This is a genomic window from Pseudomonas sp. KH_046_1, from assembly GCF_057839025.1.
In genome coordinates, this window is the sequence record NZ_CM174481.1 from 5,523,487 (window position 1) to 5,549,632 (window position 26,146).

A 26,146-nucleotide genomic window follows, 5' to 3' on the forward strand; every position below is an offset into this window, starting at 1 on the left:
AAATCCTCCGATGTAGATCGATGGCGTCTGTCAGGACGCCATCGCGAGCAGGCTCGCTCCCACATTAGTTTCGTGGTGCACAGGGCTAGTGGTAGCCGTCTTCATGGGTGACCTTGCCGCGGAACACGTAGTAGCTCCAAAAGGTGTAGCCCAGGATGAACGGGATGATGAACAGCGTGCCCACCAGCATGAAGCCCTGGCTTTGCGGCGGCGCGGCGGCGTCCCAGATCGAGATCGACGGCGGGATGATGTTCGGCCACAGGCTGATGCCCAACCCGCTGTAACCAAGGAAGATCAGCACCAGGGTCAGCAGGAACGGCGTGTAATGCGCGTTGCGGGCCACGGCGCGGATCAGGCCGTACATCGTCACCAGCACCAGGATCGGCACCGGCATGAACCAGAACAGATTCGGCATGGTGAACCAGCGAGCGGCGATATCCGTGTGGGCCAACGGGGTCCAGATGCTGACGATGCCGATCACCGCCAGCAGCACGAAGGCCAATGGCCGTGCCAGGTCATGCATCTGTTCCTGCAACTTGCCTTCGGTCTTCATGATCAGCCAGGTGCAACCGAGCAAGGCATACGCCACCACCAGCGCCGCACCACAGAACATCGTGAACGGTGTCAGCCAGTCCAGTGAACCACCGGCGAACTGCCGGTTGACCACCGGCAGCCCGTCGATGAACGCGCCAAGCGCAACGCCCTGGAAGAACGTCGCAGTGACCGAGCCACCGATGAATGCCTTGTCCCACAGGTGGCGCTTGTCGTCCCTGGCCTTGAAGCGGAACTCGAAGGCCACACCGCGGAAGATCAGCCCGATCAACATCAGGATCAGCGGCAGGTACAGCGCCGAGAGCACCACCGAATAGGCCAGCGGAAACGCGCCGAACAACGCCGCGCCACCCAACACCAGCCAGGTCTCGTTGCCGTCCCAGACCGGGGCGACGGTGTTCATCATCACATCGCGATCGGTCTTGCCCGGAATGAACGGGAAGAGAATGCCGATGCCCAGGTCGAAACCGTCCATGACCACGTACATCATGATGCCGAAGATGATGATCACGGCCCAGATCAGCGGAAGATCAATACCCATGATTCAAATCTCCTTGGTCAGGCTGTGGCCGGCATCGTCGTCAGCGGCGGACAACGGACGGGCCGGTGTGCGTTTCTGGCCGGGGCCTCCGTCGTTGGTTTCCTTGCCTTCGTCGGTCTTCGGCCCCTTGCGCACCAGGCGCATCATGTAGCCAAGACCGGCGCCAAACAGCGCGAAATAAACCACGACAAACAGGATCAGGGTGATGCTCATCTGCATGAAGCTGTGGTTGGACGACGCATCCGCCGTACGCATCAGGCCATAGACCACCCATGGCTGGCGGCCGATTTCCGTGGTGAACCAGCCGGCGAGGATCGCGATCAGGCCGGACGGCCCCATCCACAGCGCCAGGTACAGGAACGGCCGCGAGGTATAGAGGGTGTCGCGCTTGCGCAGCCACAGGCTCCACAAACCGGTGAAGATCATCAGCATGCCCAGGCCCACCATGATCCGGAACGACCAGAACACAATGGTCGAATTCGGTCGGTCTTCAGGCGGGAACTCCTTGAGCGCCGGGACTTGCTTGTCCAATGAGTGCGTGAGGATCAGGCTGCCCAGGTACGGGATTTCGACGGCGAACTTGGTTTTCTCCTCTTTCATGTCCGGCCAGCCGAACAGGATCAGCGGAGTCGCCTCGTTACCCTTGTTTTCCCAGTGCCCTTCGATCGCGGCGATTTTTGCCGGCTGATGCTCAAGCGTATTGAGACCGTGGAAGTCACCGATGACCGCCTGGATCGGCGCGACGATCAATGCCATCCACATGGCCATCGAGAGCATTTTGCGGATCGCCGGGTTGTCCTTGCCGCGCAGCAAATGCCAGGCCGCGGAGGAGCCGACGAAGAAGGCCGTGGCGACGAACGCCGCCGTGGCCATGTGCATCAGGCGATACGGGAACGACGGATTGAAGATAACCGCCAGCCAGTCGGTCGGTATGACCTGACCGTTGACGATCTCGAAGCCCTGCGGGGTCTGCATCCAGCTATTGGAAGCGAGAATCCAGAACGTGGAGATCAACGTACCGATGGCCACCATCACGGTGGCGAAGAAGTGCAGGCCACGCCCGACCTTGTTCCAGCCAAACAGCATGACGCCGAGGAACCCGGCTTCGAGGAAGAATGCCGTGAGCACTTCATAGGTCAACAACGGTCCGGTCACTGAACCGGCGAAGTCCGAGAAGCGGCTCCAGTTGGTGCCGAACTGATAGGCCATCACCAGGCCGGAAACCACCCCCATGCCGAAGTTGACGGCAAAGATTTTCGACCAGAAATGGTAGAGGTCACGGTAGGTGTCGTTATGGGTTTTCAGCCACAGGCCTTCGAGTACCGCCAGGTAACTCGCCAGGCCAATGGTGATGGCCGGAAACAGGATGTGGAACGAGATGGTGAACGCGAACTGAATTCGGGCGAGATCAAGTGCCTCTAAACCGAACATAAGTCTTCCTCTGTCAGGTAGTACGGCTGCTGGCTTAAAGCCTGCACCCACGGCCCCCACGGGTATGGAGTGTGGCGAATCTCTGCTTGTTCTTTTTTTGGCACGCATCACAACGCAGGGAGTCTGGCCTTGCGGCCGCCGGATCAATTCCTTTTGCGGGTTTTGACCTGGATCAATCAACGTTGAAAGAGTAGTCCCAATTTCGGGGATGAACCGCGTGGTCTTTTGCCGCGTGACAAGTTGCCTCATGGCCTTTGTCATCAGCTGCAACATATCTCTCCTGTGGGAGCGGCGGTGCGACGATTCGACTTGCTCGCGAAAGCGGCGTGTCAGTCGACATCAATGCTGAATGTGCCGCCCCCTTCGCGGGCAAGCCCGCTCCCACAGTGCCTGCTGTGTTTTCAAGATAGGTGTCTGGCTAACTAAATTTTTTGACACGGCAACTTTCTGTTACAGGTTGGTGATAATCTCGCCGTTCCCCTCTCCCCCAGATTTTGCCGCAGATGCCCAGCCAAGAGCCCTTGCTGTTACGTCACCATCGCCCTTTTCTCGCGTTCTGGCTGGCCCGGGTATTTACCGCCAGCGGCTTCCAGATGCTCACCGTGGCCATCGGCTGGAACCTGTATCAATTGACCGGCAACGTGCTCGACCTGGGCCTTGTCGGCCTGGTCGAGTTCGCCCCGCGCGTGCTGTTCATGCTGCACACCGGGCACGTCGCCGACCGCTATGACCGGCGCAAGGTGGCGGCGATCTGCCAGTCCCTGCAGGCATTGATCGCCCTGTCGCTGGCCATCGGCAGCGCGACCGACCATGTCACCCGGGAAATGATTTTTATCCTGGCCTTCCTGCTCGGTGCCGCCCGTTCCTTTGAAATGCCGACCACCCAGGCCCTGCTGCCCAGTATCGTGCCCAGCGGGCTGTTTCCCCGTGCGGTGGCCGCCGCGCAATCGGCCCAGCAATCAGCCACCATCGTCGCCCCGGCCCTCGGCGGTTTGCTCTACGCCTTCGGCAGCGTCTGGGTGTATGGCCCGACGGTGCTTTTGTATGTCATCGCCTGTTCGCTGATGCTCAACCTGCCGGCCCGGCAAACCCCGCTGAACAAGGGCAAGGCCACTCTGGACTCACTGCTGGCGGGTATTCGCTTTATCCGCAGTCGTCCGGACATTCTCGGGGCGATCTCCCTCGATCTGTTCGCGGTGCTATTGGGTGGTGCGACGGCGCTGCTGCCGGTGTTCGCCAAGGACATTCTGCTGACCGGCCCGTGGGGGCTGGGCCTGCTGCGCTCGGCACCGGCGGTGGGCGCGCTACTGATGTCGCTGTTCCTGGCGCGGTTTGCCGTGGAGCGCAACGTCGGGCGGGTGATGTTCACCGCCGTGGGCATCTTCGGCGTGGCAACCATCGCCTTCGGCCTGTCGACCTCGTTCTGGTTTTCCCTGGCGGTGTTGGTGGTGTTGGGCGCGGCAGACATGATCAGCATGGTGATCCGCGCCTCGTTCGTTCAACTGGAAACCCCGGACGAAATGCGCGGTCGGGTCAGCGCCGTGAACGGTTTGTTCATTGGTGCTTCGAACCAGTTGGGTGAATTCGAATCAGGCCTGACCGCCCATTGGTTTGGTACTGTGCCAGCTGTGGTCATGGGCGGGATCGGCACGCTGGTAGTGACCGGGGTTTGGGTCAAACTGTTCCCGACACTGGCGAGCCGCGATCGCATGCGCGTGGCTAAAGATGAAGCGAAGGAAGAGGCGAAAGTCTAAGCAGGCTAAACCAACAACTCCCCCGCCACCGCTGTACTGATGGCTTTACCGCAGAGTTGCTCCACCAGCGCCAGGGCAAACGCCAAAGCGGCGCCTGAGCCTTGGGCCGTGACGCAGTTGCCGTCGACCACCACCGGTTGATCGACAAAAGTACAGCCCGACAGTTGATGACTGGCCGAGGGCAGGCAGGTCATGCGCCGTTGACGCAATACGCCAAAGGCCTGCAGCGCCACGGCGGGCGCTTCGGCGATGGCGGCGAACAGGCGACCGGCTGACGCCTGATCCTTGATCAATTGTTGCAGGGGTTGGTGTGCTGCCAGGTGCTGCGAACCCACCGCACCTCCCGGCAAGGCAATCAGGTCGAAGGGTTGCGCCAGCAAGTCCACCAGCATCGCATCGGACGTCAGGCGAGTGCCGCGGGCGCAGGTGAGCATGCGCCGCCCTTCGATACTGGCCACCACCACTTCTACTTTGGCGCGGCGCAGTACGTCGATCAGGGTCACGGTTTGCAGGTCGTCGGTGCCCTCGGCAAGGGCAATCAAGGCTCTAAAGGTCATCAGGTATTGTCCACGGAATGATCTTTTAAGCGTAGTCAGCTTTCCCGACCCTTGTTCGAGGCGTGTGTTTACTTGATGTAAAGCTGCGTCGACATCGTGTTGCCGGGCGCGTTGATCGAGGTATTGCTGAAGGTCAACGTGCCTTCCTGCTTGCCCGCCAGAGTGAGGGCGTACAAATAGCCGACGGTTTTTTCCCCGGGGGTGCAACTGGTCAGGTTGCCGTTCTTGAATGCGCAAACCGGCGTCCGTGTGCCGTTCACCTCGAAACCGTCGAGGGCGACATGGGCCTCACGCCCGTAACCCACCTCCAACACGTACACCGTGATGTTCGGGCCATTGTGATCGCAGCGCGTCCGGGTTTGCCCTTCGTCGATGTTCTCGACACCACAGGACGGCGACGCGACTTTGAGTACTTTCAATTGCGTCAGTGGCGCAGCAGAGGCCGCCACGGCCGTTTGAGTCCCGAGAAACAACGCCACCCATGCTCCGAAGGCGGCAACCAGACGCTTTTTCATGCAGGACCCATCCACCCCAAAAAACCAGCGCGCAGTATGGCGCACTTGGCTTTGTCGCAAAACATCGACGACGATCACCGCCAAAGCAGCCATATTCCCAAGCTACTGGTATGATGCGCGGCTTTTTCCGGCCCACAGTAATTTCCAGGCGCGCTCTGCTGCCTGTGCTTTGCTGTTGAGGTCGATACATTCACGGCGCCCGGCGCGCCACGGGGAGCAGACATGCTGGAAAGGCTGTTTCAACTCAAGGCACACAACACCAACGTGCGGACCGAGATTCTTGCGGGCGTCACGACCTTTTTGGCCATGGCCTACATTCTGTTCGTCAACCCGAGCATCCTCGGCGAGACCGGCATGGACAAGGGCGCGGTGTTCGTCGCCACCTGTCTGGCCGCCGCCATCGGCTCGACGACCATGGGCCTGATCGCCAACTACCCGATCGCCCTCGCACCGGGCATGGGCCTGAACGCCTTCTTTACCTACACCGTGGTCCTGCACATGGGCCATACCTGGCAAGTGGCGCTGGGGGCGGTGTTCATCTCGGCGGTGTGCTTCTTCCTGTTGTCGATCTTCCGCATCCGTGAATGGATCATCAACAGCATCCCGCTGCCGCTGCGCTCGGCGATTGCCGCCGGCATCGGCCTGTTCCTGGCACTGATCGCCCTGCACAACGCCGGTATCGTGGTCAGCAACCCGGCGACCATGGTCGGCCTCGGTGACCTGAAACAACCGGCTCCGATCCTCGCCACCCTCGGTTTTGCCCTGATCGTCGCCCTCGAAGCCCTTGCCGTGCGCGGCGCAGTGCTGATCGGCATTCTGGTGGTGACCATCATTTCCATCGTGATGGGCTTCACCCCATTCGGCGGCGTGATGTCGATGCCGCCGTCCCTGGCCCCGACTTTCCTGCAACTGGACATCAAGGGTGCGCTGGACATCGGTCTGGTCAGCGTTATCTTCGCCTTCCTGTTCGTCGACCTGTTCGACAACTCCGGCACCCTGATCGGTGTGGCCAAGCGCGCCGGTCTGATGCGCAAAGACGGCCACATGCCGAAAATGGGCCGCGCGCTGATCGCCGACAGCACCGCAGCCATGGCCGGTTCCCTGCTGGGCACTTCGACCACCACCAGCTACATCGAATCCGCCGCCGGCGTGAGTGCCGGTGGCCGCACCGGCCTGACCGCCATCGTAGTGGCGTTCCTGTTCCTGCTGGCGCTGTTCTTCTCGCCACTGGCCGCCAGCGTTCCGGCCTTCGCCACCGCACCGGCACTGCTGTTCGTCGCCGTGCTGATGACATCCGGCCTGGCCGAAATAGACTGGGACGACATTACCGTCGCCGCGCCGGTGGTGATCACCGCGCTGGCAATGCCGTTCACTTACTCCATCGCCAATGGCATCGCCTTCGGTTTCATTTCCTGGACCGCCATCAAGCTGATGTCCGGTCGTGGCCGTGAGCTGAACCCGGCGCTGGTGATCCTGTCGATTCTGTTCGTGATCAAGCTGGGTTGGTTCAACGCATGACTTTTGATTCCCAGGCCTACGCCGTTCAGCTCGAAGAAAAGGTCACGCGCTTGCGTGACCTGCTGGCCCCGTTCGATGCGCCGGAGCCAGCCGTTTTCGATTCGCCGCTGAAAAACTTCCGCCTGCGCGCCGAGTTCCGCCTGTGGCGCGAGGCCGGCGAGCGTCACTACGCGATGTTTTCCCAGGAAGACAAACGCACGCCAATCCTGATCGAAGAGTTCCCGATCGCCAGCCTGCGCATCAACCAGTTGATGCCGCAGCTGAAGGCAGCGTGGCAAGCGAGTGCGCCCCTGAGCCACAAGCTGTTCCAGGTGGAGTTCCTGACCACTCTGGCCGGCGACGCGATGATCACCCTGTGCTATCACCGCCCGCTGGACGAGCACTGGCATGCGGCGGCGTCGAAACTCGCGGCCGACCTGAACGTCAGCATCATCGGCCGCTCCAAGGGCAAGCGCGAAGTCATCGGTCACGATTACGTGGTCGAGAAGCTGGAAGTCGGCGGCCGCACCTTCAGCTATCGCCAGCCCGAAGGCGCGTTCACCCAGCCCAACGGCACGGTGAACCAGAAGATGCTCAACTGGGCATACGATGCGCTTGGCGATCGCTCCGATGATTTGCTGGAGCTGTATTGCGGCAACGGCAACTTCACCCTGCCGCTCGCCACCCGCGTGCGCAAAGTGCTGGCCACCGAAATCAGCAAGACCTCGGTCAACGCAGCGCTGAGCAACCTCAGCGAAAACGCGGTGGATAACGTCACCCTGGTGCGTTTGTCCGCTGAAGAGCTGACCGAAGCCCTGAATGAAGTGCGCCCGTTCCGGCGCCTGCATGGCATCGACCTCAAGAGCTACGAGTTCGGCAGCGTGTTCGTCGACCCGCCCCGTGCCGGCATGGACCCGGACACCTGCGAGCTGACCCGGCGCTTCGACAACATCCTGTACATCTCCTGCAACCCGGAGACCCTGGCAGCCAACATCGCCCAACTGCACGACACCCACCGCATCACCCAATGCGCGATGTTCGACCAGTTCCCGTGGACCCATCACATGGAATCCGGGGTGATGCTGACCCGGCGTTGATGGCGCCTGCCAGGCACAAAAAAGCCGTCTTCACGACGGCTTTTTTGTGGGTACCTGCAAGACAACATCGACCTTGCGCGGGCGCCCGCCTTTCCTGCCGTTGGCCCGCGCGGCTTCAGACTTTGCGGCGCTGCTCTGGCGACCATTGCGCGAAGCGACGACCGAGGCCGCCATGGCCATCAGCGGCTTGCTCGCAGAAATCATCCCGGCGATGGATACATGCAGGTCCTTACCTTCATGGCACAGGGCAGTACCCGCGTAGCCGACAGTCAGACTGGCGAAGTCCCCGCCCTCAAAATCATCGAACTCCGGATAGTTGGCCACGGGCAACAATACGCCGCTGCCGTCTTCGAAGCTGACGGCCAGACAGGGGGCCAGGTAGGTAACCGCTGTCGCTTGCAGGCTATTTTTTCTACGTAGTTCGCCACGTTCAATGGCTTTGTCCAGGCTACTTTCCGTAACGGGACTATCGACCTGAACCTTGGCTTTTATCGTTTTCATAATTCGATCTCCACACCTTCCTGTGCACCTATCAGGGACAGCAACGTCTTGTTCGATTCAGGTTCGTAGCAAGCCGATCCAATCATATTGGTGGTACTGACAACCCTTTTCACCACAACGACTTCGTTGCTTTGCCAGTCCCACAGTTGATTATCAAGACAGGCTGTTTGTAATTTTCGCCACCAGATGCCCCGGGCGCGCCGCAAATGGGCAGGTTGCTGGAGCGATTGGCGCAATCCCTCAAGCACCGCCAACGGTGGCCGACGCGATAGCGGAACTACATCCCAGAGCTCGACACCGTTGTGCCAAAAGCTGAACCTGAATCTCGCACTCCACGTACCCGCCTCCACATGCGCATGAGGCGGACAATGCTCGTCTCGCAACATGATCACTACCGACAGTCCTTTGTAATTGCATACCTTCATGCTAACCCATCCGTTAGGTTAATGAATCCGAGGATTCGACATTCTCTGGAAAACCCGACCGCTGGCATTGGCCGTCGAATCATTACTTCCGTCCCCAGACTAGCGTCCTGGCGTTATCCGGCTCTGCGGAACACCACGCAAAATGGTAAGAAATCCTTTCATTACGGCGCTGGCACCTGATAAATACTGATCCAGCTCCCTCATCTGATCCCCGGTGTAATCAATCATGCAGCGACAATTCGACGATCTTCAGTTGGGCAGCATTGAGCTGTTTTGCCTGGCCGCCGAGGCCGGCAGTTTTACTGCCGCGGCGCTGGTGGCGGGCGTCACGCCCGCGGCCGTGAGCCGTTCGGTGTCGCGCATGGAGGAACGCCTGGGCGTGCGCCTGTTTGCGCGCACCACCCGCAGTGTGAAGCTGACCGACAGTGGCCGCCGCTATTACGAGGAGTGCCGCCAGGCCCTGGCGCAACTGGTCGAGGCCCAGCGCGAGGTGATGGGCCAGCAGCAAGTGCCTTCCGGTACCTTGCGCATCAGTATTCCGACCACCTACGCGCATCATCGAATCCTGCCTTTGTTGCCCGAATTTCGGGCGCGCTATCCGGCGGTGAAGGTCGAGTCGCACATCAGCAATCGCAACATCGATTTCGTCGGCGAAGGCTACGACATGGCGATTCGCGTGCGAGCCATCCCGGATTCCGGCCTGATCGCCCGACCGTTGGAAGATGCCGCCCTGGTGATGATCGCCAGCCCTGATTACCTGAAACGGGCCGGCATTCCGCAAACCCTCGACGACCTCGAAAACCACGAATGCATCCAGTACGAATTGCCCAGCAGCGGCCGGCGCATTGCCTGGCTGTTCAACGATGAGGGTGTGCCCCGGGAGATTCTGGCCGAGGGCAGCCTCAGCTGTTCCGACGATGTGCTGGGCGGTGTCACCTTGGCCAAACACGGGGCGGGGTTGTTTCAGACCTATCGTTTTATCGTGGAAAAGGAACTGGCCGACGGCTCGCTGGTGGAAGTGCTCAAGCCCTACGGCGGGCGCTCGCGGCCGTTTACCTTGCTGTACCCGCAAAGTCGCCATGTACCGCTGCGCTTGAGGGCGTTTATCGATTTCCTTGTGGAGCACCTACCGCACTGACCTGCGAAAGTGTCCGATCACCGCCCACAAACAGCCTGTGCGTCGTCACTTCAATTGACCAAATTAACTAGTTAGTACAATTTATCTCCACAGGCTGAAGTCCTCGGCCGATTCCAAAAATAATAAGTGGAGAGATTCCGATGTCCCCTATCGTTCTGGTGCTCAACGGCCCGAACCTGAACCTGCTCGGTACCCGTGAACCGGCGACTTACGGCCACGAAACCCTGGCAGACATTTCGGTCCTGTGCGCACGTACCGCCGAAGAATTCGGCCTGGCAGTGGAGTTTCGCCAGACCAACCATGAAGGCGAATTGCTCGACTGGATTCACGCCGCCCGCGGTCGCTGCGCCGGGATCGTCATCAATCCTGCCGCGTGGACCCACACCTCCGTTGCGATCCGCGATGCCCTGGTCGCCAGCGAACTGCCGGTGATCGAAGTCCACCTGTCCAACGTCCACGCCCGCGAACCCTTCCGCCACCATTCCTTCGTTTCAGCCATTGCCACCGCCGTGCTGGCCGGTTTTGGCAGTCATGGCTATCGCCTGGCGCTGGAACACTTCAGTCATCGTTTGAAGGGGTGATCGCCGTGACTCAGAACCACGTGATACTGGCCGGGCTGATTGGCGCCGGCATCCAGGCTTCCCGCACACCGGCCCTGCACGAGCATGAAGGCGATGCCCAAGGGCTGCGCTACCTCTATCGCCTGATTGATCTTGATCAGTTGAAACTCGACAGCAACGCCCTGCCCGACCTGTTGATGGCTGCCGAGCGCATGAACTTCACCGGGCTGAACATCACCTTTCCATGCAAACAGGCGATCATCCCGCTGCTCGACGAACTCTCGCCGGAGGCCCGCGGCATCGGTGCGGTCAACACAGTGGTGCTCAAGGATGGCAAACGCATCGGCCACAACACCGATTGCCTGGGCTTTGCCGAAGGTTTTCGCCGGGGTTTGAAAGGCGTTGTCGTTGAGCGTGTCGTACAGATGGGCGCCGGCGGTGCAGGTGCGGCGGTGGCCCATGCGTTGTTGAGCGAAGGCGTACAACAGCTGAGCATTTTTGACGTGGACATCCGCCGCGCCCAGGATCTGGCGGACAATCTCAATCAGCATTTCGGCGTCGCTCGAGCGGTTGCCGGGTATGACCTGCCGAACGCCATGGCCCTGGCAGATGGCCTGGTGAACACCACGCCGATGGGCATGAAAAAGCTGCCGGGCATGCCAGTGCCGGTGGAGTTGCTGCGGGCCGAATTGTGGGTAGCGGAGATCGTTTACTTCCCGCTGGAAACCGAACTGCTGCGCAACGCCCGCGCTCTCGGTTGCCGGACGCTGGACGGCGGCAACATGGCGGTGTTTCAGGCGGTGAAGGCGTTCGAGTTGTTCAGCGGCGTGGTGCCGGATGCCCAGCGGATGCTTGAGCATTTCCAGAGCATGAATGACTGAAAAGCTTCGCGGGCAAGCCACGCTCCCACAGGATCGGTGTTTGCCCGCTATGGATTCAGGCTTGCAGGTACCGCAGAACCGACTCGCAAATCATCTCCCGATGACGCTGCTTGATGCGTTCGTCCGGCAGGTCGATCTGAAAAATCTCACCAAAGGTGTGGCGGTTCGAGACGCGATAGAAGCAGAACGAACTGATCAGCAGATGCACATCGAGCGGATCAAGCCCGGTACGGAACAGCCCTTGCTCGGCGCCGCGACGCAGAATCTCGCCCAGTGAATCAAGGATGGTGTTGTTCATCGCCTTGATCGCATCGGAGCGCTTCACGTACTCGGCGTTGTGAATGTTCTCGATGCTGACGATGCGCACGAAATCGACGTTGCGATCATGGTGATCGAAGGTGAACTCCACCAGCCGCCGAATGGCTTCGATCGGCGCCAGTTCCGCCAGGTGCAGGCGATTTTCGGTGTTGCGGATATCGCCGTAGAGTTTCTCCAGCACCTCGACGTAGAGCTGCTCCTTACTGCCGAAGTAGTAATAGATCATGCGCTTGGAGGTGTGGATGCGCTCGGCGATGGCATCGACGCGAGCCCCGGAAAGCCCCTGCTGGACGAATTCGACAATCGCCTCCTGCAGGATGTTTTCGCGGGTCTTTTCCGGATTGTTCTTGCGACTCTTGCGCGGCTCGGTACCAGGTTCTACGGAGGCTGCGGGGAGTTCTGAGGTCATTGTCATTGCGGGCTCACGGCCATCACTGCACAGGCTGGCGATTATGGGCTGCGCGGCACGGTGAAGGAAGCCGCGCAGCCCACGTTTAATCCCGCGTTTACGAATTTCCTACAACTTCGCCTGGCGCAATGCGCCGCTACGGGATTTGGCCATGGCCGCCAGGCGCACCGCGACGTTGGCCGCGCCGTAGCCGGCATAACCTTTTTTACGCTGGATGATCTCGAAGAAGAATCGCCCCTCGAACGGCTCGGTGTACACATGAAACAGCTCACCGCCCTGGGCGTCGCGGTCGTACAACACGTTGTAGTAGGCCAGTTCGCTGAGGAACTCGTCGTCGAAATCGAACCGCGCCGCCAGGTCATCGTAGTAGTTGAGCGGGATATCCAACAGCGGCACGCCCGCCTCTTTTGCACGGCTGACCTGGGCAAAGATGTCATCACAATCAAACGCGATGTGATGCACACCGGAGCCGCGATAACTCGACAGCGCGTGTGAGATCGCAGTGTTGCGGTTCTCGGAAATGTTCAGTGGCAGGCGGATCGAACTGTCCCGGCTGCGCAAGGCCCGGCTCTTCACCAGACCGTAAGGATCCGGCAGCACGACTTCATCGTCCGCCTCGAAATCCAGCAGGCTCTTATAGAACAGCACCCAGCTGTCGAGGCTGTCGGCCGGCAGCGCCATGGCCATGTGGTCGATGCGCTTGAGGCCGCCGCTGACCGGCGCATCCGCCAGCAGATTGAAGTCGGTGCCGTAGACGTCGGCATCCTGGTCCACCAGATAGATCAGGCTGCCATCCGGGGCACGCACCGCCGCCAGTTCCAGTTCATTGGGGCCGACCAGCCCGCGATAGGGTTGCCCCTTATAGGCCACGGCGCGGGCCAGCGCGCTGGCGCTGTCCTTGACCCGCACGGCGGTGGCGCACAATGAAGGGCCGTGGGCCTCAAAGAAACTGTGACCGAACGAGTAAGGCTCGGAGTTGAGGATCAGGTTGATATCACCCTGGCGCATCAGGCTGACGCTCTTGGAACGATGCTGCCCGGCCTTGACGAAACCCAGTCGCTCAAGCCAATGGGCGAGCTTGGCGCCGAGGCTTTCGTCCACGGCAAACTCCAGAAACTCGATGCCGTTGTACTCACTGGCCTTGGGCGTTTCGAACAGAATCTCGGAGTTGGCCGCAGGCTTGGCTTCCTGCGCCAGGCGCTCGCGGGTCTTCTCTTCCAGGTACAGCAACGAACGCAAGCCGTCGGCGGCGTTGGCCCGTGGCGGCGCGGCGCGGAAACCGTCGTTGAAGATCTCCAGCGACAAAGGCCCGGTGTAGCCGCTCTTGATGATTGGCGCGAGGAACCCCGGCAAGTCGAATTCACCCTGACCCGGGAAGCAGCGAAAATGCCGGCTCCACTCCAGCACGTCCATGGCCAGGATCGGCGCGTCAGCCATTTGTACGAAGAAAATCTTGTCCCCGGGAATCTCGGCGATAGCGCTTGGATCGCCCTTGAGCGACAAGGTGTGAAAGCTGTCCAGCAACACGCCAAGGCTTGGGTGATCGGCCTGACGCACGATGTTCCACACCTGTTGCCAGGTGCTCACATGCCGGCCCCAGGCCAGCGCTTCGTAACCGATACGCAGGCCGCGTGCCCCGGCGTGCTCAGCCAGCAGTCGCAAGTCGTCGACCAGAATCCGCTCATCACCGATGGACTCGGCCGAGGCGTTGCTGCACACCAGCACCAGGTCAGTGCCCAGCTCCTGCATCAGGTCGAACTTGCGCTCGGCGCGTTCCAGGTTGCGTGAAAGGCGATCGCGACGGCAGCCTTCGAAATCGCGGAACGGTTGAAACAGCGTGATGGCGATCCCGAGATCGGCGCACATCTGTTTAATTTCCCGTGGACTACCGTCGTAGTAGAGAAGGTCGTTCTCGAAAATCTCGACGCCGTCGAAACCGGCGGCGGCAATGGCTTCGAGTTTTTCCGGCAGGGTACCGCTCAAGGATACGGTGGCAATGGAACGCTGCATGTTTCGGCTCCCGGTGGAGGCTTCGGCTACAGGGAATTTGCGCCGCTTTTAAAAGAGTGAGGGGATTATTGAGCCGGTCGGTGCATTGAGCAATTTAAAGTGTACTACCCAGTTAGTTTTGTGTTCGATTATCGAACAAAATGGTGATTAGCGAATTGACGATTTTTTGTCCACTGCCCAACATCGTCCTCACATTAAGTCCGGACACGCAACACCGGTCGCGATGTCCAAAACACCAAATAACAAATTCAAAAAACGGGTGGTACACATGATTCCTTCCCAAAGCTCACGCATGGCTCCGGCCATGAACGTCACTGCCGGTGGCATCGGCGACAAAATTCGCGGCGCCATGGCTGTCGGCAAAACCCGTTGGGGGATGCTGGCACTGGTGTTTTTCGCCACCACTCTGAACTACATCGACCGCGCCGCCCTGGGCGTGATGCAGCCTATCCTGGCCAAGGAAATGAGCTGGACGGCGATGGACTACGCCAACATCAACTTCTGGTTCCAGGTCGGTTACGCCATCGGCTTCGTGCTGCAAGGCCGCTTGATCGACAGGGTCGGCGTCAAGCGCGTGTTCTTCTGCGCGGTGCTGCTCTGGAGCCTGGCGACCGGCGCCCACGGCCTGGCCACTTCGGCGGTCGGCTTCATGGTTTGCCGATTCATCCTCGGCCTGACCGAAGCGGCCAACTACCCGGCTTGCGTGAAAACCACCCGCCTGTGGTTCCCGGCCGGCGAGCGCGCCGTGGCCACCGGCATTTTCAACGCCGGCACCAACGTCGGTGCGATGTTCACACCCATGCTGCTGCCGCTGATCCTGCACGTCTGGGGCTGGCAGGCCGCGTTCCTGTGCATGGCGGCACTGGGCGGGATCTGGTTGCTGTTCTGGGGCCTGAAGTACTTCAACCCGGAAGACCACCCAAGCGTCAAACAGTCGGAACTGGACTACATCCAGAACGAAGTCGAACCTGAACAAACCCGCGTGCCGTTCTCGAAAATCCTGCGCATGCGTGGCACCTGGGCCTTCGCCCTCGCCTACTCGATCACCGCGCCGGTGTTCTGGTTCTACCTGTACTGGCTGCCGCCATTCCTCAACCAGCAATACAACCTGGGCATCAACGTCACCCAGATGGGTATCCCGCTGATCATCATCTACCTCACTGCCGACTTCGGTAGCGTTGGCGGCGGCATCCTCTCCTCGTTCCTGATCGGTCGCGGCGTCAACCCGATCAAGGCGCGACTGATGTCCATGTTCCTGTTCGCCTGCTGCATCATCGGCGTGATCATGGCGGCCGGCTCCAGCAACCTGTGGGTCGCGGTGGCCGCCATCTCCCTGGCCATCGGCGCGCACCAGGCCTGGACCGCGAACATCTGGAGCCTGGTGATGGACTACACGCCCAAGCACATGATGAGTACGGTGTTCGGCTTCGGCGGCATGTGTGCGGCGATTGGCGGGATGTTCATGACCCAACTGGTCGGCCACATCCTGACCATCACCAACAACAACTACACCGTGCTGTTCACCATGATTCCGGCGATGTACTTCATTGCGCTGATCTGGATGTACTTCATGGCACCGCGCAAGATTCCGACCGTCACTGACTAAAGATCGCCGCAATGCCTCCCTGTGGGAGCGAGCCTGCTCGCGAAAGCGGATTGTCATTCAACATTGATGTTGTCTGATACATCGCCTTCGCGAGCAGGCTCGCTCCCACAGGTCTTTCATCGCTGGGCTTTTACCGTCGGCTTTGCTGCCAGGCCGCTGCCAACCCGCTGCAGCAGATCACGGCAATGCCGAGCACGGTGGTCAGTGTCGGCGTGTGGGAAAACAGCAGCCAGCCCAGCAGGCCGGCGAAGATGATCTGGCAATAGCTGAACGGTGCCAGCAGTGCCGGTGCCGCGAGGCGGAACGCCTGGGTCAGGAACAGGTGTGCCGTCATCCCGCAGGCCCCCAGCGCCAGCATCATCGCGCCATGCACCAGGTTCGGCGTCTGCCAGAAGAACGGCACCAGCGCACTCATCACCAGCGTGTTGCACAAGCCGGCGAAGAAGTTGCTGGTGGTCGGGCTGTCGATCTCGCTGAGCTTGCGCGTCAGCAATTGGTAGAAGCAGAAAAACAACGCCGAGCAGAACGGCAGCAACACCGCCGGGGTAAACAGATCACCACCGGGGTGAACGATGATCAGCACCCCGCTGAAACCGAAAATCACCGCCAGCCATTGTCCCCGCGTCACGCGTTCGCCAAGCAGCGGCACCGACAGCGCGGTGACCAGCACCGGCGCGAGGAAGTTGACCGACGTGGCCTCGGCCAGCGGGATGTACATCAGCCCCGTGGTGAAAAACAGACTGGTGCCCAGCAGGCACAGCGCCCGGATCACCTGCAGCAATGGCCGTTTGGTACGCAGCACCCGCAGCCCGGACTGCGGCAGGAAAATCCCGGCCATCAGCAAGGTGTGAACCACGTAACGCGCCCAGACCACCATGACGATGGGATAGAAACCGGAGAGGTATTTGGAAAAGGCGTCGTGGCTGGAAAACAGGAAGGTTGCGACAACGATCAGCAGGATCCCTTTGAAGGGCTGATTGACGCCGGAAAGCGGGGTGCTGACGGTCATTGGGTTTCCTTACTTGAAGTCAAAAGCATCACATGTAGGAGCGAGCTTGCTCGCGATGGTCGTCAACGATGATGATGGCCGCCTGGACAAACACGGCGCCCTCACGTCCATCGCGAGCAAGCTCGCTCCTCCAAGCGATAGGTGCGCAGCAGCGCTTACAACCGCGCCAACAATTCCCGGGTTTTATCCAGCGCCATCTGCGCCCGGTCCAATCCACTCACGCCCTGCTCCAGCAACTGCACGGTGGGAATCTCCAGGCTCAACGGAATGTCAGCCGGCAAACCGCGCAACAACCCCGGCAGGTCACAATCGCCATCGCCGGGGAAACGCCGTTCGTTACGCGCCTGACGCAAGATCTCCGCCATGTCGGCCGGCCGTGGTCCTGCGACGTCACACAACTGTGCATACCGTAACCGTGAGGGGGCAACTTTGACCAGTTCTTCCAACCGCGATCCAGAGCGGTCGAAGTGAAAGGCGTCAACCAATACGCCGCCGTTTTCACGCCCGGCGTTTTCCACGATACGCGCGGCTTGTTGAAGATTGCGCGCATCGGTCCAGGGCATGAACTCCAGATGCGGGTGCAACCCATAGGCTGCCGCCAGATCACAGAGTTCGGCAAAATGCTGCGTCAGCCGCTGCTCGTCCGGATCGTTACCGGCCACCAGCAACTCACTGGCGCCGAACTCGGCACCCACTGCCAGGATTTTCTCGAAATCGGCGACGACGGTTTCCGGCTTGAGCCGCAGGATTTCGACGTCCAGCACCCGAATACCGGTATCGCGCAGACGCGCCAGGGTCTGGCGCCGCAATTCGTGGTCGGCCACCAAGGCAAAATGGTGCTCCTCCGGGGTCGCCGGTACCAGACGCAAGCCGACATGGCTGTAACCGGACCGCGCGGCTACCTCGACCATGTCGGGCGGCGACAACTCCAGCACGGTCAGGCTGGCCAGGGAGAGAATACGCTCGCTCATGCTCAACCCTCGATCAAGGATGGCGTGCAGGCACGCCCGGTTTCGGCGGCTTCGCGGATGGCTTCGATCAGCGCCAACGTACGCGCGGCATCGGCGGCACTCACCAGCGGCTCGACCTCCCGGCGCGCAACGCGCACGAAGTGCTGCAACTGCAGACGCAGGGCTTCATCGGCACTGAAGCTTTCCTGGGTTGCCAGCAACGGTTGATGCCAGCCGCCATCGACTTCGTTGTAGTGCCAGCGTTTAAGCTGCGGAATGCTCAGCGCCCCACCCGTTCCGGCCAGCAAGTAGCACGGCTGATCAGGATGACGCGGATACACCGGGTTCTCCCCCGAATCCAGCTCCCAACTCCAGGGTGCCGCCACCGCATCGGAGCCGGTCAGGCTGCCCAGTGCACCGTTGTCGAATTGCAGCAGTACTGCCGCGCAATCTTCGTTGGCAAACCCGCGAATGGCATTGCTGGTGATGGCCTGAACCTGACGCACCTCACCGCACAAATGCCGCAGCAGATCGAGGTCGTGGATCAGGTTGGTCAACAACATCCCCGCGCCAGCCTCGCGGCGCCAGGGTGTTTCAAAATAGCTGTCGGGCTTGCGCAACTGCCAGAGCGCTGTGACCGTGGTCAACCGACCCAATGCGCCGCTGTGGACAAGTTCGTGGGCGCGGACGATCAGCGGATTGTGCCGGCGGTGATGTCCGACCAGTACCGGAACGCCGCTGGCCTTCGAGGCAGCCACCAGCTCCCGGGCTTCATCCAGGTGCACGCCCACCGGTTTTTCCAGCAGTACCGGCACGCCAGCCGCGAGGCAATCGAGGGCCGTACTGACGTGCTGCGTGTTCGGGTTGGCGACGATGACTGCGTCTGGCTTCACCTGCTCCAGCATCTGACGATGATCGGCGAAACAGGCTACGCCCCATTGCGCCGCAAGACTGGCCGCCTGCGGTCCGGGATCGGCCACGGCGCACAACGTTGCTTCAGTCAGGGATTGCAGATGCTGGTAGTGCTGCTGGCCCATGTTGCCAGCACCGATCAGGGCGATGCGAAGTGGCGAATTCAAGATGAGGTCCTCTTGTGAGTGTTATTGGAGCGATGAATTCCAATAATTTAGAACCTGGTTCCAGATTCTTACACAGACCTGTCCTGAAAGTGTTCGAACAGCGCACAGCTTCTCAAGTTAAACGCTGTTCAAAATGTGGGAGCGGGCTTGCTCGCGAATGCAGTGTGCCAGTCGCCATCCAGATCGCATGACACACCGCATTCGCGAGCAAGCCCGCTCCCACAGTCGATTTGCACAGGCCTTAGTTGAACAACTCCGACGCCAAACTCGCTGCACTCAACTCCTCGGTGTACGCCAGCAACAACGGCGCCAGCTCATGCAGCCGCGCCCCCGGCATCCGTGCGCTCGGCCCGGCGATGCTGAGCACCCCGATCACCCGTCCATCGGCGGGATGGCGCACCACTGCCGCAATCGCCGAAGTGCCGACCGCCGAACTTTCCTCAACCCAGGCGTAGCCCGTCTCCCGCGCCAGACGCAGGCGCTCGAGCAATTCGATGTTCGAGCGCGGCGCGTTCGGCCCCACATGTTCCGGCACCTGCGCGCCCTGCCGTTCCACCAGCGACAAGGCTTCGGCATCGCTCATGCACGCCAGCCACGCATGCCCCGAGGCGGTGTAGAACAACGGCGCATCGCGGCCCATGTCCGGGTCGTAACGCAGACCGGAGCGCGCACCCTGGGACTTGGCGATCCAGGTCTGACGCTCGCCGTCGATCACCCCGAGACGCACCAGTTCGCCGGTTTCCAGAGCCAGGCGGTCAAGCACCGGCTGCACGATGTCGGCACCGCTGCTCGACAGGTAACGGAAGCCCATCGCCACCAATTTGGTCGAGAGGTGATAACGCAAATTATCCGGATTCTGCCGCACATAACCGAGGCGGATCAGCTCGGCCAGCAGGCGATGGGTCGCGCTCTTGGGGATGTCCAGTTGCTCCGCCAGGGTCTGCATCGGCAGGCCACGGGGATCGCTGGTGAGGCTTTCGAGCACACTGAAAACACGTTCGATCTGACTGCCGGCCATGGTCACTTCCACGCAAAATTTGCTCGATTCTAGAAGACAACCGCACGAATGCGAAATCTGGAACTGACCGTTCGATAACCGCCCGCTTTACGCCCTCCAGACTTGTTCGGCTTTACCTGACTCTTATATTTTCTGGAACCAGATTCCAAAACGATAAAGCACCGGAGTTCAAACAATGCCTGCCGAAGCGCACTTTCTTCCCGACATCGACTGCGATGTGCTGATCGTTGGCTCCGGTGCGGCGGGACTGTCGGCGGCCGTGACCGCCGCGTGGCACGGGCTGAAAGTCATAGTGGTAGAAAAGGACCCGGTGTTCGGCGGCGCCACGGCCTGGTCCGGTGGCTGGGCCTGGGTGCCCTGCAACCCGCTGGCCCGACGCGCAGGCATCGTCGAAGACGTTGAACTGCCGCGCACTTACCTGAAACACGAACTGGGAGAGCGTTTTGATCCGGCAATGATCGACGCTTTCCTGGAAGCCGGCCCGCGGATGGTGTCGTTCTTCGAGCAGCACACCTCGCTGCAATTTTCCGACGGTAACGCCATTGCCGACATTCATGGCGACACGCCCGGGGCCGGCACCGGTGGACGCTCGGTGATCGCCGCCCCCTACGACGCACGAAAAGTCGGCACACTGCTCAAGCGTCTGCGCAAAACCATGCGGGAAACTTCGTTCATGGGCATGCCAATCATGGGGGGGGCGGACCTCACGGCATTCCTCAACCTGACCCGCTCGCTGTCGGCGGCCTGGCACGTTACGCGGCGTTTCAGCCGTCATCTGTTCGACCTCGCCATGCATGGCCGGGCGATGCAATTGGTCAACGGTGTGGCCTTGGTGGCGCGCCTGGCGAAATCCGCCGATGACCTCGGCGTGTTGCTCTGGGAATCAGCGCCCGTGACCCGATTGCTGCGCGAGAATGATCAGGTACGAGGTGCGGTGATCAGCACCGCCAAAGGCTTGGTGCGCATCCATGCACGCAAGGCCGTGGTGCTCGCGGCCGGTGGTTTCGCCAATGACATCGAACGTCGCAAGGCACTGTTCCCCCGCACACCGACCGGGCATGAGCATCTGGCCTTGCCGCCCCTCGGCGTTTGCGGCGATGGCCTGCGCCTGGGCGAAAGTGTCGGTGCCCGGGTCAACAGCGACATGGCGTCCGCCGTCGCCTGGGCGCCGGTTTCGCAAGTGCCGCACAGCGACGGCAGCACGGGACACTTCCCGCACATCATCGAGCGGGGCAAACCCGGCATCATCGGTGTGCTGAGCAACGGCCAGCGCTTCGTCAATGAAGCCAACGGCTACTACGACTACGTCACGGCCATGGTCGCCGCCGCCCCGCCGGGTGAAGAAGTGGCGTCGTGGCTGATCTGCACCCATGGTTTTCAACGTCGTTATGGCCTGGGCATCTCTCGGCCATTTCCGGTGCCGCTGGCATCCTTCATCCGCAGCGGCTATCTGAAAACCGGCGAATCCCTTGAGGAATTGGCTGCAGCCTGCGGCATCGACCCGGTTGGCTTGCGCAGCACCGTGTCGGACTACAACCGCCACGCGCGCAACGGTGAGGACCCGCAGTTCGGTCGTGGTTCCACGCCCTACAACCGCAAGCAGGGTGACGCACTGCAACAACCCAACCCATGCGTCGCGCCGATCGAACAAGGCCCGTTCTATGCCGTGAAAGTCCAGCCGGGCAGCTTCGGCACCTTCGCCGGGCTCAAGGTCAACCAACATGCCCAGGTCCTGGATGACGCGGCGCAGCCCATCGCCGGCCTGTACGCGGCGGGCGGCGACATGGCCAGCATCATGGGCGGTCACTACCCCGCTGGCGGCATCAATCTCGGCCCGGCGCTGACCTTCGGCTACATCGCCGCGCGCCACATCGCAGGCGTCACTGCTTATGAATAATCCGCAAGACCGGCGATCGCCTTCAAGATAAAAACCCATCGCCCGACGGAATTCGATGGGTTATCCGTGTTCAATACAAGCCTGAAACCTTCTCGGTAGCCCTTCACGGGTAGCCGGGAATCAACCTGTGCGCGAAAAAAAGACGGACGGCCGGACTGGCGCCGCTCCCACTTGGCAGCAACACTCATCGCACGGAGCTTTACCCGGAACAGAAGAGGATTCCCACATGCTATGGAAAAAAGGCCGACGCAGCGACAACGTGGTCGACGCCCGTGGCGATGATGTTGGCGGCGGTGGCGGCGGCATGCGTTTTGGCGGTGGCAAAGGCCTGAGCCTGACGGCGATCCTCCTGATCGTCGGCATCGGCTGGATCACCGGCCAGGATCCGCTGCAGATCCTCGGACAACTGACCGGGCAAATGGACCAGCAATCGACACCCGCCACCAACCAGAGTCGCCAGGCACCGCCGGTCAACGATGAGAGCGCGGAATTCGTGCGCTCGATCCTCGGCGATACCGAGGACACCTGGGGCGTAATTTTCCAGCAGGCAGGCCGCCAATATAAGGACCCGACCCTGGTGCTGTTCAGCAATCGCGTGAATTCGGCCTGCGGTCTGGCCAGCTCGGCGACCGGCCCCTTCTATTGCCCCACCGACCAGAAGGTCTACCTGGACATGGCGTTCTTCCAGGAGATGTCCCAACGTTTTTCCGCCGCGGGCGACTTCGCCCAGGCCTACGTGATTGCTCACGAAGTCGGACACCACGTGCAGACCCTGCTTGGGGTTTCCGCGAAAATTCAGGCAGCGCGCCAGCAGGGCCGGCAGATGGAGGGCGACGGTGGTTTGCTGGTTCGCCAGGAACTTCAGGCCGATTGCCTGGCCGGTGTCTGGGCCAATAATGCGCAGAAGCGCCTGAACTGGCTGGAGCCGGGCGACATCGAAGAAGCACTGAACGCAGCGAACGCCATCGGTGACGATCGTTTGCAGCAGCAGGGTCAGGGCCGCGTGGTCCCGGACTCGTTCACCCACGGTACGTCGGCGCAACGGGTGCGCTGGTTCAAAACCGGTTTCGCCCAAGGCCAGGTAAGCCAGTGCGATACCTTTGCGACGAAAAATCTGTAAATGAAGAAGTGGTTATTGGTTGTTCTGTTTACTTGCGCAACGTCCCAGGCCGCCGAGCAGGGGGTCAAGGAGCTCAGCTCAGGGCGCCTGCTGTTGAAATCAGGCGAAATCGCGGTGGGCATCAGCCCCGCCCCGGCAAAAATCGAACGGGTGCTGATCATCCTCCACGGTCGCTTGCGCAATGCGCAAACCTATCTGCAGAGCGCTGAGCACGCGGCCGAACTGGCCGGGCAAAGCGCAACGACCCTGGTGATCGCCCCGCAATTCCTCAATGAAACCGACGTTGCGGTCCATCCGGTGGCCGAAACAGTCTTGCGCTGGCAAGGCAATGAATGGATGGCCGGCGGCGAATCCACGGCGCCGTTTCGGCTGAGTTCCTACGCGGCGCTCGACGAAATCATCGCCCGCTTGGGTGACCGTCAGCAGTTTTCGGAGGTGAAGCAAATCGTCATCGCCGGGCACTCCGGCGGCGCGCAGGTGGTTCAGCGCTATGCATTGCTCGGTCACGCACAATCCGACCTCGATGCGGCCGGCGTGCAGGTGCGCTACGTGATCGCCAATCCGTCCTCCTACGCTTATTTCGATGAGCGCCGGCCCGTGGCGTTCAGCCACGCCGGTTGCCCGAACTTCAATCGCTGGAAGTACGGGCTGGCGGATTTACCGGCCTACGCCGAAGGGCAAACTGCCGCGCAGTTGCAGGAAAGTTACCTAAAGCGTGAAGTCGTTTATCTGCTGGGGCAGCAGGACATCGATCCGAATCATCCGGCGCTGGATAAAAGCTGTGAGGCCAAGGCGCAAGGGCCGTCTCGATTGGCCCGCGGGCGTTTTTACTTCGATTATCTGAAGCGGCTGCAACCGCAAGGGTTGAAGCAGCAACTGATTGAAGTACCCGGGGTCGGGCATGACGGGGATGGGATGTTTACATCGCCGCAGGGGCAGAAGGCTTTGTTTGGGCAGTAGGTTTTGCAGTGTCTGATCTGACGCCATCGCGAGCAAGCTCGCTCCCACAATAGGTCTGTGCGGACTCGATATCGAGTATCACCAGAGAACCACTGTGGGAGCGAGCTTGCTCGCGATGGCGATTTATCAGGCGACAAATTCTTCAAGCCAACAGCATCTGCCGCAACTCAACACAATCCGCCGCATGCCAATCGGTCAATTCCGGCCATGGATTATCCGGCAGATTCACCAGCACCGTGCGCGCACCCGCTGCTCGCCCGCAATCGAGATCGAATAGGTAATCACCCACCATCACCATCTCGCTCGCCGGCACCTTCCACGCTTCGGCCAGTTTCAGCAACCCGCCCGGATGCGGCTTGGGCGGTGCATCATCTCGGCCCAACACATCCTCCAGCGCAAAGCAGTCGGCCAGGCCAATGGCCTCCAGCGTGACATGTGCCAGCTCCCGGGCATTGCGCGTGAGAATGCCCAGGCGATAACCACGCCCGGCCAGTTCTCGCACCAACTCCACCGCACCCGGTGCCGGTTGCGAACCGAGGGCCAGGTCCCGCTCATGCTCCAGCAGCCACGCATGTTTGGCTGCGGCTTCATCGGCCGGCAGCGCGGCGAGGTGGGTCAGGATGTCGTGTTCGGCAGGGATCGCCAACGCCACGCGAATCGCCGCGAAGTCGTGCACGGCCACCGTCAGGGTGCCGTCCATGTCGAACACCCAGTGACGCACGTCTGCCAGGCTCATGCCCAATCCTTGCGGTGACGGATCAAGCCTTCCTGGGTGACCGAGGCCACCAGTTGTCCGGCGCGGTTGAACACGCTGCCACGGGAGAATCCACGGGAGTTGCCGGCCCACGGACTGTCCATCGCGTAGAGCAGCCAGTCATCGGCACGCAGATCCTGGTGGAACCACAGCGCGTGATCGAGGCTGGCGACCTGCATGTCCTTGTGCCACACCGACTTGCCGTGGGGCTGCATCGAAGTGACCAGCAGACCGAAGTCCGATGCATAGGCCAGCAGGTATTTATGCAGAGCTGGCGAATCGGCCAAAGCCCCGTCGGCGCGGAACCAGACGTACTTGACCGGATCGGAGGGCAGCGGGTTGTAGGGATCTTTCTCGGTCACCGGGCGGAATTCGATCGGCTTCGGGCACAGCAGCTTTTCGCGCATTTTCTCGGGGATCAGGTGCGCGCGCTGCTGGGTGATTTCCAGCTCCGATGGCAGGTTTTCCGGACCGACCACTTGCGGCATTTCGGTCTGGTGCTGGAAGCCTTCCTCGTCGTACTGGAACGACGCACTGCAGGTGAAGATCGGGTGGCCCTTCTGGATCGCCGTCACGCGGCGCGTGCTGAAACTGCCACCGTCACGCACCCGGTCAACCTGATACACCACCGGCAACCCGGCATCGCCCGGACGCAGGAAATAGCCGTGCATCGAATGCACATGGCGCGCCTCTTCAACCGTCTGACTGGCCGCCGACAGTGACTGGCCGAGCACCTGACCACCGAACAACTGACGAAACCCCAGGTCCTGGCTGCGGCCACGGAACAGGTTTTCTTCGATCGGTTCCAGGGTCAGCAGGTCGACCAGATCATCCAACACTTGGCTCATTCAGATGCTCCTCACGCAAAACATTGCCGCGCAGCCTTGGCTGCTACGGTCGATTCAGTTTCTGGACTCTACCCATGAGGGCCATTGTAAACGTCCGTGTCAGGTTATCCATGCAAGGTTTGCAGCCATTGCTCGCGGCTGATGCGATACAGCACATGCCGACGCAACGGATGATCGGCCTCGAGTCGCGGGTGATCGAAGTCATCCGCCGGATCATGGTGCATGCCGATGGCCTGCATGACTTTCTCCGACGGCAGATTGGTTTGCGTCGTGAAGGCCACGACCTCTTTCAGCGGCAAGCGGTCGAACCCGCAGCGCAGAGCGGTCCACGCCGCTTCACTGGCGTAACCGAGGCCCCAGTGCTCGCGGGCCAGGCGCCAGCCGATTTCCGTGGCCGGGGTGAAAGGCGCGTCGAATCCGACCACGTTGAGCCCGGTAAATCCGATGAACTGGCCAGAGTCCTTGCGCTGCAAAGCCCAGAGACCATAACCATGCTCGGCGAAATGACCACGGATTCGCCCGATCAATGATGCGCTTTCCAGCCGGCTCAAGGTTGCCGGGAAATAGCGCATCACCTGCGGATCGGCACACATCGCCGCAAAACCCGCTAAATCTTCATCGCGCCACTGGCGCAACAGCAGCCGAGCGCTTTCAAGTTCCAGTATTGGCTCCATCGTGCCCCGCCTCTCCATTTCAATGTCGCAAGTCTACAACGCTGG

General features: G+C 61.0%; 25 protein-coding genes. 10 read left to right on the forward strand and 15 right to left on the reverse strand.

Annotated elements, in window-relative coordinates; genetic code table 11:
• Positions 1 to 85: 85 nt before the first annotated feature.
• Together cydB and AC3IT9_RS25310 are read right to left on the reverse strand one after the other, a co-directional pair.
• Complete coding sequence (gene cydB / locus AC3IT9_RS25305) at positions 86 to 1,093, reverse strand: cytochrome d ubiquinol oxidase subunit II (RefSeq protein WP_056728750.1); 1,008 nt, start codon at positions 1,091 to 1,093, stop codon at positions 86 to 88.
• A gap of 3 nt (positions 1,094 to 1,096) precedes the next feature.
• Positions 1,097 to 2,524 (reverse strand): cytochrome ubiquinol oxidase subunit I, encoded by a 1,428-nt coding sequence (locus tag AC3IT9_RS25310; RefSeq protein WP_150757763.1) that lies wholly within the window; start codon positions 2,522 to 2,524, stop codon positions 1,097 to 1,099.
• A 503-nt stretch (positions 2,525 to 3,027) separates the two neighbouring features.
• Between AC3IT9_RS25310 and AC3IT9_RS25315 the strand changes: the two genes are divergently transcribed.
• Entirely contained in the window at positions 3,028 to 4,278 is a 1,251-nt protein-coding gene (locus AC3IT9_RS25315) for an MFS transporter (protein WP_489271279.1), read from the forward strand.
• A 5-nt stretch (positions 4,279 to 4,283) separates the two neighbouring features.
• Here the strand turns inward: AC3IT9_RS25315 and AC3IT9_RS25320 are convergent, their stop codons facing one another.
• Together AC3IT9_RS25320 and AC3IT9_RS25325 are read right to left on the reverse strand one after the other, a co-directional pair.
• Complete coding sequence (locus AC3IT9_RS25320; protein ID WP_489271280.1) at positions 4,284 to 4,835, reverse strand: DJ-1 family glyoxalase III; 552 nt, start codon at positions 4,833 to 4,835, stop codon at positions 4,284 to 4,286.
• A 68-nt stretch (positions 4,836 to 4,903) separates the two neighbouring features.
• On the reverse strand, positions 4,904 to 5,350 hold the full coding sequence (locus AC3IT9_RS25325; protein WP_489271281.1) for a DUF4879 domain-containing protein: 447 nt from the start codon (positions 5,348 to 5,350) through the stop codon (positions 4,904 to 4,906).
• Positions 5,351 to 5,572: 222 nt separating this feature from the next.
• Here AC3IT9_RS25325 and AC3IT9_RS25330 point away from each other — a divergent pair, with 222 nt between their 5' ends.
• Both AC3IT9_RS25330 and trmA read left to right on the forward strand, forming a co-directional pair.
• Positions 5,573 to 6,868, forward strand: coding sequence for an NCS2 family permease (locus AC3IT9_RS25330; protein ID WP_008050771.1), 1,296 nt, complete (start codon positions 5,573 to 5,575; stop codon positions 6,866 to 6,868).
• A complete protein-coding gene (trmA, locus tag AC3IT9_RS25335; RefSeq protein ID WP_150757765.1) occupies positions 6,865 to 7,944 on the forward strand; it encodes a tRNA (uridine(54)-C5)-methyltransferase TrmA in 1,080 nt (359 codons plus the stop codon). Before AC3IT9_RS25330 ends, trmA begins: the two co-directional genes overlap by 4 nt.
• A gap of 30 nt (positions 7,945 to 7,974) precedes the next feature.
• Here the strand turns inward: trmA and AC3IT9_RS25340 are convergent, their stop codons facing one another.
• A complete protein-coding gene (locus AC3IT9_RS25340) occupies positions 7,975 to 8,445 on the reverse strand; it encodes a DUF2442 domain-containing protein (RefSeq protein ID WP_150754999.1) in 471 nt (156 codons plus the stop codon).
• Positions 8,442 to 8,870 carry a DUF4160 domain-containing protein gene (locus AC3IT9_RS25345; protein WP_150755000.1) on the reverse strand — a complete coding sequence of 143 codons (429 nt, stop codon included), beginning with the start codon at positions 8,868 to 8,870 and terminating at the stop codon, positions 8,442 to 8,444. The genes AC3IT9_RS25340 and AC3IT9_RS25345 overlap by 4 nt, the downstream gene beginning before the upstream one ends.
• A gap of 226 nt (positions 8,871 to 9,096) precedes the next feature.
• Here AC3IT9_RS25345 and AC3IT9_RS25350 point away from each other — a divergent pair, with 226 nt between their 5' ends.
• The 3 genes from AC3IT9_RS25350 to AC3IT9_RS25360 all read left to right on the forward strand — a co-directional run bounded on the left by AC3IT9_RS25350 (position 9,097) and on the right by AC3IT9_RS25360 (position 11,449).
• On the forward strand, positions 9,097 to 10,008 hold the full coding sequence (locus AC3IT9_RS25350; RefSeq protein WP_489271282.1) for a LysR family transcriptional regulator: 912 nt from the start codon (positions 9,097 to 9,099) through the stop codon (positions 10,006 to 10,008).
• A gap of 140 nt (positions 10,009 to 10,148) precedes the next feature.
• Positions 10,149 to 10,589 (forward strand): type II 3-dehydroquinate dehydratase, encoded by a 441-nt coding sequence (gene aroQ, locus AC3IT9_RS25355; protein ID WP_150727002.1) that lies wholly within the window; start codon positions 10,149 to 10,151, stop codon positions 10,587 to 10,589.
• A gap of 5 nt (positions 10,590 to 10,594) precedes the next feature.
• The gene (locus AC3IT9_RS25360) at positions 10,595 to 11,449 is read left to right on the forward strand and encodes a shikimate dehydrogenase (RefSeq protein ID WP_489271283.1); all 855 of its coding nucleotides are present in this window, start codon (positions 10,595 to 10,597) and stop codon (positions 11,447 to 11,449) included.
• Between the two features lie 55 nt (positions 11,450 to 11,504).
• On the opposite strand, the gene AC3IT9_RS25365 is transcribed toward AC3IT9_RS25360, so the two are convergent.
• Both AC3IT9_RS25365 and quiC read right to left on the reverse strand, forming a co-directional pair.
• Positions 11,505 to 12,182, reverse strand: a complete 678-nt coding sequence (locus AC3IT9_RS25365; RefSeq protein WP_150727000.1) for a TetR/AcrR family transcriptional regulator — start codon at positions 12,180 to 12,182, stop codon at positions 11,505 to 11,507.
• 102 nt (positions 12,183 to 12,284) lie between these two features.
• Complete coding sequence (quiC, locus tag AC3IT9_RS25370) at positions 12,285 to 14,186, reverse strand: 3-dehydroshikimate dehydratase QuiC (protein ID WP_489271284.1); 1,902 nt, start codon at positions 14,184 to 14,186, stop codon at positions 12,285 to 12,287.
• A 268-nt stretch (positions 14,187 to 14,454) separates the two neighbouring features.
• Here quiC and AC3IT9_RS25375 point away from each other — a divergent pair, with 268 nt between their 5' ends.
• A complete protein-coding gene (locus AC3IT9_RS25375; protein ID WP_150726998.1) occupies positions 14,455 to 15,792 on the forward strand; it encodes an MFS transporter in 1,338 nt (445 codons plus the stop codon).
• 130 nt (positions 15,793 to 15,922) lie between these two features.
• On the opposite strand, the gene AC3IT9_RS25380 is transcribed toward AC3IT9_RS25375, so the two are convergent.
• The 4 genes from AC3IT9_RS25380 to AC3IT9_RS25395 form a co-directional block, all read right to left on the reverse strand.
• Positions 15,923 to 16,801, reverse strand: coding sequence for a DMT family transporter (locus AC3IT9_RS25380; protein WP_008052441.1), 879 nt, complete (start codon positions 16,799 to 16,801; stop codon positions 15,923 to 15,925).
• A 155-nt stretch (positions 16,802 to 16,956) separates the two neighbouring features.
• Positions 16,957 to 17,772, reverse strand: coding sequence for a sugar phosphate isomerase/epimerase family protein (locus AC3IT9_RS25385; RefSeq protein ID WP_489271285.1), 816 nt, complete (start codon positions 17,770 to 17,772; stop codon positions 16,957 to 16,959).
• 2 nt (positions 17,773 to 17,774) lie between these two features.
• Positions 17,775 to 18,830: a Gfo/Idh/MocA family protein gene (locus tag AC3IT9_RS25390; protein WP_150755006.1), complete on the reverse strand. Its 1,056-nt coding sequence runs from the start codon at positions 18,828 to 18,830 to the stop codon at positions 17,775 to 17,777.
• 241 nt (positions 18,831 to 19,071) lie between these two features.
• Positions 19,072 to 19,848, reverse strand: a complete 777-nt coding sequence (locus tag AC3IT9_RS25395) for an IclR family transcriptional regulator (RefSeq protein WP_489271286.1) — start codon at positions 19,846 to 19,848, stop codon at positions 19,072 to 19,074.
• Between the two features lie 175 nt (positions 19,849 to 20,023).
• On the opposite strand from AC3IT9_RS25395, the gene AC3IT9_RS25400 reads away from it, so the two are divergent.
• The 3 genes from AC3IT9_RS25400 to AC3IT9_RS25410 all read left to right on the forward strand — a co-directional run bounded on the left by AC3IT9_RS25400 (position 20,024) and on the right by AC3IT9_RS25410 (position 23,825).
• Entirely contained in the window at positions 20,024 to 21,745 is a 1,722-nt protein-coding gene (locus tag AC3IT9_RS25400) for an FAD-dependent oxidoreductase (protein ID WP_489271287.1), read from the forward strand.
• Between the two features lie 226 nt (positions 21,746 to 21,971).
• Positions 21,972 to 22,865 (forward strand): KPN_02809 family neutral zinc metallopeptidase, encoded by an 894-nt coding sequence (ypfJ, locus tag AC3IT9_RS25405; RefSeq protein ID WP_489271288.1) that lies wholly within the window; start codon positions 21,972 to 21,974, stop codon positions 22,863 to 22,865.
• Positions 22,866 to 23,825, forward strand: coding sequence for an alpha/beta hydrolase (locus tag AC3IT9_RS25410; RefSeq protein WP_151214164.1), 960 nt, complete (start codon positions 22,866 to 22,868; stop codon positions 23,823 to 23,825).
• Between the two features lie 142 nt (positions 23,826 to 23,967).
• Here the strand turns inward: AC3IT9_RS25410 and AC3IT9_RS25415 are convergent, their stop codons facing one another.
• The 3 genes from AC3IT9_RS25415 to AC3IT9_RS25425 form a co-directional block, all read right to left on the reverse strand.
• Entirely contained in the window at positions 23,968 to 24,561 is a 594-nt protein-coding gene (locus AC3IT9_RS25415) for an HAD family hydrolase (protein WP_489271289.1), read from the reverse strand.
• Complete coding sequence (gene tesB, locus AC3IT9_RS25420) at positions 24,558 to 25,427, reverse strand: acyl-CoA thioesterase II (RefSeq protein WP_046041726.1); 870 nt, start codon at positions 25,425 to 25,427, stop codon at positions 24,558 to 24,560. Before tesB ends, AC3IT9_RS25415 begins: the two co-directional genes overlap by 4 nt.
• A gap of 104 nt (positions 25,428 to 25,531) precedes the next feature.
• Entirely contained in the window at positions 25,532 to 26,101 is a 570-nt protein-coding gene (locus tag AC3IT9_RS25425) for a GNAT family N-acetyltransferase (RefSeq protein ID WP_150755011.1), read from the reverse strand.
• Positions 26,102 to 26,146: the final 45 nt, after the last annotated feature.